This is a genomic window from Paenibacillus sp. D9 (genome assembly GCF_001188365.1).
GTDB classification, from domain to species: domain Bacteria; phylum Bacillota; class Bacilli; order Paenibacillales; family Paenibacillaceae; genus Paenibacillus_O; species Paenibacillus_O humicus.
In genome coordinates, this window is record NZ_JZEJ01000001.1 from 5,408,259 (window position 1) to 5,417,436 (window position 9,178).

Annotated in this window: 8 protein-coding genes; 6 read left to right on the forward strand and 2 right to left on the reverse strand. The window is 60.6% G+C overall.

From position 1 onward, the window contains the following. Positions 1 to 65: 65 nt before the first annotated feature. Positions 66 to 1,034, reverse strand: coding sequence for a hypothetical protein (locus tag VE23_RS24240; RefSeq protein ID WP_021880879.1), 969 nt, complete (start codon positions 1,032 to 1,034; stop codon positions 66 to 68). 165 nt (positions 1,035 to 1,199) lie between these two features. Between VE23_RS24240 and VE23_RS24245 the strand changes: the two genes are divergently transcribed. From VE23_RS24245 to VE23_RS24265, 5 genes are all read left to right on the forward strand, one after another. Continuing rightward, positions 1,200 to 1,661 carry a chemotaxis protein CheX gene (locus VE23_RS24245; RefSeq protein WP_048749281.1) on the forward strand — a complete coding sequence of 154 codons (462 nt, stop codon included), beginning with the start codon at positions 1,200 to 1,202 and terminating at the stop codon, positions 1,659 to 1,661. Between the two features lie 244 nt (positions 1,662 to 1,905). Next, the gene (locus VE23_RS24250) at positions 1,906 to 2,679 is read left to right on the forward strand and encodes an SDR family NAD(P)-dependent oxidoreductase (protein WP_049869417.1); all 774 of its coding nucleotides are present in this window, start codon (positions 1,906 to 1,908) and stop codon (positions 2,677 to 2,679) included. Between the two features lie 57 nt (positions 2,680 to 2,736). Beyond that, positions 2,737 to 4,398, forward strand: a complete 1,662-nt coding sequence (locus tag VE23_RS24255) for a DEAD/DEAH box helicase (RefSeq protein ID WP_048749284.1) — start codon at positions 2,737 to 2,739, stop codon at positions 4,396 to 4,398. Positions 4,399 to 4,509: 111 nt separating this feature from the next. Further along, the gene (locus VE23_RS24260; RefSeq protein WP_048749286.1) at positions 4,510 to 5,286 is read left to right on the forward strand and encodes an ABC transporter ATP-binding protein; all 777 of its coding nucleotides are present in this window, start codon (positions 4,510 to 4,512) and stop codon (positions 5,284 to 5,286) included. Then, positions 5,270 to 6,529 (forward strand): ABC transporter permease, encoded by a 1,260-nt coding sequence (locus VE23_RS24265; protein ID WP_049869418.1) that lies wholly within the window; start codon positions 5,270 to 5,272, stop codon positions 6,527 to 6,529. The genes VE23_RS24260 and VE23_RS24265 overlap by 17 nt, the downstream gene beginning before the upstream one ends. A 132-nt stretch (positions 6,530 to 6,661) precedes the next feature. Here VE23_RS24265 and VE23_RS24270 read toward each other — a convergent pair whose 3' ends face one another. Further along, positions 6,662 to 7,969, reverse strand: a complete 1,308-nt coding sequence (locus VE23_RS24270) for an aminotransferase class I/II-fold pyridoxal phosphate-dependent enzyme (protein ID WP_048746971.1) — start codon at positions 7,967 to 7,969, stop codon at positions 6,662 to 6,664. Positions 7,970 to 8,303: 334 nt separating this feature from the next. Between VE23_RS24270 and VE23_RS24275 the strand changes: the two genes are divergently transcribed. After that, positions 8,304 to 9,089, forward strand: a complete 786-nt coding sequence (locus VE23_RS24275; protein ID WP_049869419.1) for a helix-turn-helix domain-containing protein — start codon at positions 8,304 to 8,306, stop codon at positions 9,087 to 9,089. The last annotated feature ends 89 nt before the right edge of the window (positions 9,090 to 9,178 follow it).

Sequence of the window (9,178 nt, forward strand, 5' to 3'; positions counted from 1 at the left end):
ACGCATGGCGTCATGCTGATGCCTTCATGGCAGCAAAAGGACGCCTGGAGTTGTCCAAGCCCGATTCAGAGAGGGCCGGGCGGGGCACGGAACCATTCCTCCATGCGGCGCACGAGAGCGGCGCGCAGCTCCGCCTCGCGCCAGCCGAAATCCTCAGCGGCCGCGGCCGATTGTCTGGCCCCAATGGATAGCGCCGCTTCGTCGCGGATGGCGGAAGCTCTCAGCCAGCGGACGACGATGGCAAGCAGGCTAGAGGCTGGAACCACAAGGTCAAGATAAGCTTCCCATGCCTGTCCAGACATTGCGACGGAATGCGGAGTCGATGAACCGGCTGAATGCAAGGATTTCAGCCCGTCTCTCCGGACTCTGGAGTAGGCTTCAGGGGCGAGGAAGCGCGAGGCGATCATGCTTTTGAGACCCCGGGGATCCTGCAGATGCCTCAAGACGGCCAGCATGCCTCGCATGCTCTTGTTCCAGTCATCCTTTTTGACGTAAGGAGCAAGATCCGCATGATGGACGGCGATCATGCACTCATAATTTTCGATTACAGCGTCCGGCAGAGGACCGGCGGCGGCCTGAAGCATCCATGCGTCGAGCCTGGCATCGGACTCTGGGCTTGCATGCATATCCAGCGACTGGTCATCCACGTTCAAGCGGCGTCTGATGGCTTCATATCCGTTGGGAGAGAGACTGCCGTCGGGCTTCATGCCGGCATCAAGGAGCAGATGGAGGATGAAACCGAGCGTGTAGACGACGGCTTCGTCTGTCTCCGGGCCATCGAGAGAACGTCCGGAGACTCCGTCGAGCAGATCCAGCAGCACGGGCAGGGGATTCTGCCGATGAAGCCGGTCGGCCAGCACGTGCATGAGAGATCGTCTCGGCCATGGCATCAGCCGGTGGCAATAAAGAAAATCCGGGCCCAGGCATCCCAGGATGAAGCCTCTTTCCAGCTCCGGCGAAGACAGCAGGCGCTGCTCCCCGGACGTCTCAAGCACCAATCGGCCGAACCGGATATGGGTCCATATACCAGGCATGAGTCATCCTCCGCCTTTCCAAAATTAGAACCAAGCTCACCTTGACGTTATAGGTCTTTAGTAGCGTTAATGGTTATATTGGTATACTTGCACTAGTTAATTTAGTATAATTGCTACCAATATAAGGTTGACGTGAAACTTGGTCTATAAGGAGCTTAAGTGCCGATGAGAGCCGAATTTATCAATCCGTTCCTGGAGTCCGCAGTCATGGTATTGGAACAGGTCGTCCAGATCAAACCTATGCCTGGGCCAATCGGCCTGAAGGTGCTGAGCGGCGCCAACGATTTTTTATGGATTCGAATTCAATTGATCGGTCAAGTGAGCGGAGATATCATGTTCGGCATGAGCGAGGTGGATGCCTTGAACATCGTTTCGGCGATGATGGGCGGTTTCCAGGTCGACGCGCTGGACGAGATCGGCCGCAGCGCCATATCGGAACTGAGCAATATGATCAGCGGCAATGCCAGCACGAAGCTGTCCAGCCAGGGAGTTCATGTGGATATTACGCCTCCGGCGCTGCTGCAGGGAGCGGAGCTTGATTTCCTGGATAGGCGCCAGGCGCTGTCCGTGCCTCTGATTCTCGAAGGAATCGGCCAACTGGACATCCAGGTATTACTTGCATCGTAACATAAGCCTGCCGGCTGCGCCGTTTTTTTTGCTATGGGCGGAACATAGGGCTAAGGACGAAAGCGCAGCAACAGCTTTTTCCAGGCCAAAAGGAAGCTCCCCAGGGAGCTTTTTTTTGTGGCTTCAGCGGTCGGGGACGAGACCGGATCTAGAGAGCGGGCGGATGCCTTCTTCGAGATGGGAGCAAGCCGCCCGGCTTTGCTATCATATCGCTTATAAAGTACACTTGTAGCAGGTGATAACAATGATTCGCGACAAAGTAATCGTGGTTACAGGAGCGACCAGCGGCATCGGGGTGCTGATCGCCCGCAGGCTCGCCGCCAAAGGCGCCATTCCGGTTCTTTGCGGACGCAGCGAACAAAGGCTTGCTGCGGCGGCTGCATCCATTTCGGGCCGCTGCGGCAGCAGGCGGCTGGACGTGACGGACAACGAGGCGGTCCAGGCCGTGATGGACAGCGTGCTCCGAGAGTTCGGCCGAATCGACGTGCTGATCAACAATGCCGGCTTCGGTCTATTCAAGACTTTTGCCGACAGTACCGTTCAGGAATTTGAATCCATGATGGATACGAATTATATGGGCCTCGTGAGATGCACCAAGGCCGTTCTTCCCTCCATGCTGGACAATCGAAGCGGACATATCATCAATATCGCTTCGCTGGCCGGCAAGCTCGCGACGCCGAAATCAAGCGGTTATTCGGCCAGCAAGCACGCGGTCGTCGGCTTGACGGATGCTTTGCGGCAGGAGGTAAGAGGTCGGGGCATTTTCGTGTCCGCCGTCAATCCCGGTCCCATCGATACGCCTTTCTTCGATCAGGCCGATCCCGACGGTTCTTATGTCAAGAACGTAAGCTGGCTCATGCTGAAGCCGGAGAAGGTTGCGGACCGCATTGTGCATCTGGTCGAGAAGCCGCGTGCGGAGCTTGATCTGCCTTGGCTTGCTGCCGCCGGAGCGAGGCTGTACCGGCTGTTTCCGAGATTGGCTGACCGGATCGCCGGACCGATGCTGAACAAGAAATAATGCATCCGCCTTCGCCTGAGCAAGGGGAGGCGGTGCGAACAAGGAGAACTAGACAAGATGTCATTGGATACTTGGAAGCAGCTTGGAATTGAAGAAGCCGCAGCCGGCAAGCTGGCGGAGAACGGCATCGGGGAGCCGACCCCTATACAGGCGAAGGCCATCCCTCTCCTGCTGGAAGGCAGGGATGTGTCGGCCGGATCGCAGACGGGAACGGGCAAAACTCTCGCCTACATGCTGCCGCTGCTGCAGCGGATCGATTCGGCGAGCAAGTCGGTGCAGGCCGTCATCCTTTCCCCTACCCAGGAGCTTGCGATGCAGATCGTGCGTGTGGCGGAAATGTACGGCGAGGCCTATGGAGTCCGCGTGCAGCAGCTGATCGGGGGAGCCGCGGTCAAAAGGCAGATCGAGAAGCTGAAGCTGAATCCGCAGCTTGTCATCGGAACGCCTGGGCGCATCCATGAGCTGCTGAAGCTGAGAAAGCTCAAGATGTCCGAAACCCGGACGATCATCGTCGACGAGGCGGACCAGGTTTTCGGGCTCGGTTCGACGAGCGAGGTGGAGACCATTTTGTGGGCGGCGCCCAAAGACAAACAGGTCGCTTTCTTCTCCGCCACCTATCCGCAGGTTCTGAAGACGCTGGAAAAGCGGTGGATGAAAAATCCGGAGCGCGTCGACATCGAGCCTGCCCAGCGCGTATCCGGCACGATCGAGCATGCGTTCATCGGCTGCGAATGGCGCGACCGCCTGGATACGGCCCGCAAGCTCATCCGGCTGCTCAACCCCGCCTCGGCGCTGCTGTTCATCAACGATACGGACCAGATCGCCAACTATGAGGCCAAGCTGTCCTATGAAGGCTTCAATGTCGAGACGCTGTACGGCGATGCCAACAAGCAGCGCCGCGCCGCTACGCTGGCGAGATTCCGCGAAGGGCGCTGCCAGCTGCTGCTGGCCACGGATGTCGCGGCGAGGGGGCTTGATATTCCCGGACTTCCGCTCGTCATCAATCTCGAGCCTCCTGCAGACGCGGATCAGTATGTCCACCGCTCCGGCCGTACGGGCCGGATGGGCCGGGAAGGCCGGGTGTTCACGATCGCGGCGCCGGGCGAACGTTATCTGATCGACAAGTACAAGCGCAAGCTGGATGTCGATATTCCGGAGCTGGCCATGTACAAGGGCAAGCTGGTCGATCCGGCGGATGTCCGCCGCAGGCCGTCTCCTGCGAGAGAAGGTGCGGCTCCATCGCAGAAGGCCGGCACGACACCGTCGAGAGGAGCTGCGGCTTCATCGCAGAGGGCCGGCACGACACCGTCGCGGACGCCGCTGCTGGATCAGCTGTCGGGATCCGGTTCCGGCCAGAAGCGGCGTGCTCCGCTGGAGTCTCCTCCCGCTCAGGAGCAATCTGCTCCGCTGCAGTCCCGCCCCGTACAAGAGGCGGGATCCGCACGGGGCTTCACTGCAGGGCAAAAGCCGGCATCAGCCGCCAAGGCTGCCGTCTCCGGAGTCCGGGCAGCGGGCAGCCGGAGCAAGGCGCCGGATTCTGCCGGCGGAGAGCCGGCAGAGTCGGACCGCAGGCGCGAGGCGCAGCCTGCCGCGGGAGGCGTCAAGCCGAAGGCGGCGGCATCTTCGGGGCCGGCAGCCAAGGCGCGGAAAGCCAAGGCGGACAAGAACAAAGGGGCCCCGAAATGGCTGAAAGCCAAGCGGGACCAGCCCGATCAATAACGACTCCGGCGTTGCAAGCCGGGATTTCCAGCTTTCAGGCAGACAGGCTTTCGCAGCGTAGGATGCGGAAGCCTGTTCCTGCACATTCTGCAGGCACGGGAGGAAACGATAGTGGCAGAAGCATTCGCAGAGGAAAATGTGCTGCAGGTCAGTCATCTTGTAGGAGGCTACAGTCCGCGCAGGCCGGTCTTGCATGATCTGGATTTTACGGTCAGGCGAGGGGAGATGATGGGGCTGATCGGCCTCAACGGAGCCGGCAAAAGCACGGCAGTCAAGCATATTCTGGGCTTGATGGCGCCGCAGCAGGGAGAGGTCCGGATCCGCGGCGTCAAGCTGGAGGAGCAGCCGGAACGCTATCGGGGAGCATTCGCCTATGTACCGGAATCGCCGGTGCTTTTCGAGGAGCTCACTGTGGAAGAGCATCTGCGGATGACGGCGATGGCTTACGGCTTGCAGGAGGAGGATTACCGGGAAAGATCGGAGAAGCTGATCGCGGAATTCCGAATGGGTCCCAAGCGCGGCTCGCGGGCTGCGCATCTGTCGAAAGGAATGAAGCAGAAGGTCATGCTCATGAACGCTCTGCTGGCCCGGCCGGATCTGTACATCATCGACGAGCCGTTTCTCGGCCTCGATCCGCTCGGCATCCGCTCGCTGCTGGAGCGGCTTGTGGAAGAGAGGGAGCGCGGAGCGGCCATCCTCATGAGCACGCATATCCTCTCGACGGTCGAGGCTTACTGCGACCGCTTCATGATCCTGCACCAAGGGCGGGTCAAGGAGCTCGGGACGCTGGCGCAGGTCAGAAGCTCGCGCGGAGCCGAAGGACAATCGCTGGAGAGCATCTTCTACGGCATCGTGGAGGAGAGTGACGCCGATGGGCGAAACGCTTGAAGCGATCTGGAAAAAGAGGGCTTCCGCCTTTTACCGCAACTCCATGCCCTATGTCGGCTATATGCTCCGGAGCGGCGTTCCGCTCGTCCTTTTCCTTCTCCTCATCGTAAGCGCCGTCTACTATACGGAATTCATCAAGCAGGTGCCGGCCGACTTTCCCGCCGTCGCCGCAGGCGCTGTGCTGCTGACGCCGGTTGTCGCCTGGAGCCCTTTGCGGACTTGGCTGCAGCCTGCCGATATCGTCTTTCTGATGCCTAGGGAAGCGCATATGGACGCTTATATCCGGAGATCGTTCCGCCATAATCTTCCGGGAGGGCTTGCGCTTGCCGGCATTGTCCTGCTGCTGTTCTGGCCGGTGCGGACAGGGGCGGCCGAATCGGCCGCCGCCTGGAAGCCCGATCTTTGGATCACGCTTGCCGCCGTGCTGGTCATGAAGGCGGCCAACAGCCTGTCTGCCTGGCGGGAAAGGCAGGCGGCCTGGCCGTCGGCCCGCTGGGCGCTGCGGCTGCTGCGCTGGTTTCTGACCGCTTGGGCGGCCGCCGCCTGGCTCGCCTTCCTTCCTTGGAAGGCCGCGGCCTTCACGGCTGTCTCCGGAGCTCTCTGGTGGGCGGCTTCTCGGCTGGCGGCCCGCCAGAGATTCCCATGGGAAACGCTGATTCGCGAGGAAGGCCGGACGATAATCCGCTATTACCGGTTTTTCGGCTGGTTCACGGATGTGCCTGCGCTCGGCTCGGCGGTCAGCTCCCGGCCTTATCTGAGCTGGCTGTCCAAGCTCGTGCCGCTGCGCAGACAGAGCACCTATACGTACTTGTACAGTCTCAGCATGGCCCGCACGGAGCTCGGTGGCATGCTGCTGCGCCTGACGCTGCTCGGCATGCTGTGCTGCTACTGGCTTGGCGAAGCCGCCTGGCTAGGTGGCTGGGGAACGGCTGCCGCGCAGCTGCTGTTCCTGCTGATCGCCGGCCTTCAGACCTCTTCTCTCGGTTCGTGGCATCAATACACGGTATGGCGCCATGTGTATCCTCTGCCGGAGAAGCAGCGTCTGCACTCGCTTATCCAAGTGGACAGGCTCGCGCTGCTGATCATCCTGCTGCTGCTCTGGCTCGCCGGCAGCCTGCCTCTGCTGCTGCAGGGCAAGCCGCTGGCCGCAGCAGCGGCCGCCGCTGCCGGGGCCGGGTACATCCTGCTGCTGCGTCCCCGCCGGCTGACGAAGCGCGTGCTTGCAGACGATGGCGACGATTGACCTCCAGCCGCATTCCGTCCATCCGGAATGCGGCTTTTTCGTCTCGCGGAAGGCTCGCCGCGATCATGCCGGGAACTACAAAAAAAAACAGGCATGCCGGACCATCTCGAGATGGCTCGGCATGCCTGTTCCTTATTGAAATCCGTTCGTCTTCAAGTCGCGTACCGCCTGATGAATCAGGTTGAACAGCTCCTCAAGGCTGGACTCCTCGGTGCAGCTGAATGCAACCCTCAGATCGGTCTCTCCGAGAGCGATCGTGCCGACTCCGTATTCGTCCAGGAGACGCTGGCGCACCTCTTCCGCACCGACGCCGATGAGGCGCAGGCACATGAAATAGCCGGAATTGAACGGATAATAGGTCCAGTCGCCGTCGTAGCGGCCGCTGTCCAGCAGCTGCTTGACGCGGTTGGCGCGTCCCTTCATAATGGCGTATTTCTCCGCTCTCTGGGCTTCGAAATCAGGGGAGCGCAGAGCACGGAGCACAAAGGTCTGCGACGGATGCGGGCCGCTGGAGATCGTCGCGCGGATGATGCCCATCGTCTTCTGCTCCAGCGCGGCCAGAACCTCGGGGGAATCCGAGGCGTAGGTGATGAAGCCCACCCGGAATCCCCAGACGTATTCTTCCTTGGTGGCGCCGTCCACCTTGACGGGCAGGATGCGCTCATGGATTCCGGCGAGGCTGCCGAACAGCGATTCATGGACGGAATCCTCGAAGAACAGGCCGAAGTAGGCGTCGTCCGTGACGGCAACGACGAGGATGCCTTCGTCGGCGGCCGCCTTGAGGGCGGCGACGATTTCCCGGCATTCATCCGGGCCGGGAGTGTAGCCGGTCGGATTGTTCGGGAAGTTCAGGATGACGATCGCCTTGCCTTTGTCCCGCTGGGCGAGCAGCGCCTCGCGCAGGCCGTCGGCATTGAAGCGTCCTTCGGCGGTGTAGAGCGGGTATTCCACGATTTCGGCTCCGCGGCGGATGCCGAAGGTGAGCTCGTAGTTCTCCCAGTTTTTATCCGGTATGATGACCGCATCCCCGGCATCGGCGAACAGATCGGCCACGATGCTCAGGCCATGAGTGAGAGCGTTGGTCGCGACGGGATTGCCGAACGGCTTGGAGGCGAGGGACGGATTGTCCTTGATCATCTTCTCGCGCCATGCGGCCCGCAGCTCCGGCTTGCCGGCAGGAGGAGCGTATTCGTACAGATCCTTCGGCTCATAGGCCGACAGCGTTTCCTGGATAGCCTTCAGGTGCATCGGAGCTCCGCCTTCCGTGGCGATTCCGATCGTGGCGTTGAACTTCGTGGCTTTGGCCTTGGCCTCGGCGGACTGGCTGAGAATGCCTTCCTTCGGAAAATAAAGCTTGCGTCCCAGGCCTGACAACATGGCGTACACATGGGCATTGCCTTTTTCCAGCGCGGTGTTCAACTGCTGGGCAAGTGGATTCATGATTCCGATTCCGTCCTTCCGGGGGTCGATGTGTCCGGGCCGCTTGAGGGTCCCGGCGGGCTGATGCATCAACTGCTCGCTGCCTGCGCGACCGTCCCTGTTGCCGTCCCGAAGGGCCGCGAGTGGAATGCCGGTCATGCGCATGCTTTCTTCGGGTGCTATTATATCATTATTTGCGCGGCGGAGGGAGGGTTCGGACATTTTTTATGAAGCTTGCGCGTCCCCTCGATGCTGGGGTATGATGGCGAAAAACAAGGCTGATTAGGTTGATCCGCGCCATGGCGGCGGTCTTTCCTTCAATCTAATCCCGCCCAAGAGGAGCATCCGAGGCCGAATGCTGCAAGTACCGCCCTCATCGTTCAAGCTGTTGCCGTCATTCGCCAAGATCGTCTGCGAGCCGGGCTGGAAGTGGCCGCGCAGGGAGAAGCCGATGGCCAATTTCGACCTGTTTTATGTCTGGAGCGGAGAAGGGGAGCTTACGCTTAATGGAGATCCCTATCCCGTCGGACCGGGAAGCTGCTTTCTGTTCCGCCCCGGAGACTACACCAGCGCCGTCCACAATCCGCAGCGGCCGCTTGTGCTGACTTATATCCACTTTGCCATTGAAGGAGAACCGCTCGATATTCCGGCACGCTACCGCGAGTTGGAGGAGACGGTGGAATTCGAGAACATGCTCTCCCGTTATGTCCGCCTCTTCCTGGTGAGGACCTTTGCAGCGGAGGAAGAAGCGCAGCTCATCCTGAAGCAGATGATGATCCACCTGCTGCGCGCGGACAGGCAGCCGGTCCTGGAGCGCAAGGCGAGCAACCAGCTGACGGAAGCGATCCAGGAAATCGCCAACTACATCCGCCAGAATCCGGGCATCTCCCATCGGGTGGAGGATCTGGCCGGACGAGCCGGCTTGTCTCCGCGGTATTTCTCGATCAAGTTCAAGGAAATCATCGGAACTCCGGTCCAGACGTACATGATCCGGACGCGCATCGAGCGGGCCCAGCATCTGCTCATGCACGGAGGGCTCAATGTGACGGAGGTCGCAGACGCGCTCGGTTACCGGGACATCTTTTTCTTCAGCAGGCAGTTCAAGCAGTACACGGGCAGGAGCCCGTCCGAGATCCGGTAGCCGCCGGATCTTTTTTTATGGGGCTGCAGCGGTCCGGGAAGAAGGCAGGCGCAGGGGAATCGGAGGAGAAGGTCATAAAATACGGCCCC

Excerpts from the sequence above, each read along its gene's own strand:
- VE23_RS24240 (WP_021880879.1), bottom strand. The coding sequence starts at position 1,034 with ATGCCTGGTATATGGACCCATATCCGGTTCGGCCGATTGGTGCTTGAG.
- VE23_RS24245 (WP_048749281.1), top strand. The coding sequence starts at position 1,200 with ATGAGAGCCGAATTTATCAATCCGTTCCTGGAGTCCGCAGTCATGGTA.
- VE23_RS24250 (WP_049869417.1), top strand. The coding sequence starts at position 1,906 with ATGATTCGCGACAAAGTAATCGTGGTTACAGGAGCGACCAGCGGCATC.
- VE23_RS24255 (WP_048749284.1), top strand. The coding sequence starts at position 2,737 with ATGTCATTGGATACTTGGAAGCAGCTTGGAATTGAAGAAGCCGCAGCC.
- VE23_RS24265 (WP_049869418.1), top strand. The coding sequence starts at position 5,270 with ATGGGCGAAACGCTTGAAGCGATCTGGAAAAAGAGGGCTTCCGCCTTT.
- VE23_RS24270 (WP_048746971.1), bottom strand. The coding sequence starts at position 7,969 with ATGAATCCACTTGCCCAGCAGTTGAACACCGCGCTGGAAAAAGGCAAT.
- VE23_RS24275 (WP_049869419.1), top strand. The coding sequence starts at position 8,304 with ATGCTGCAAGTACCGCCCTCATCGTTCAAGCTGTTGCCGTCATTCGCC.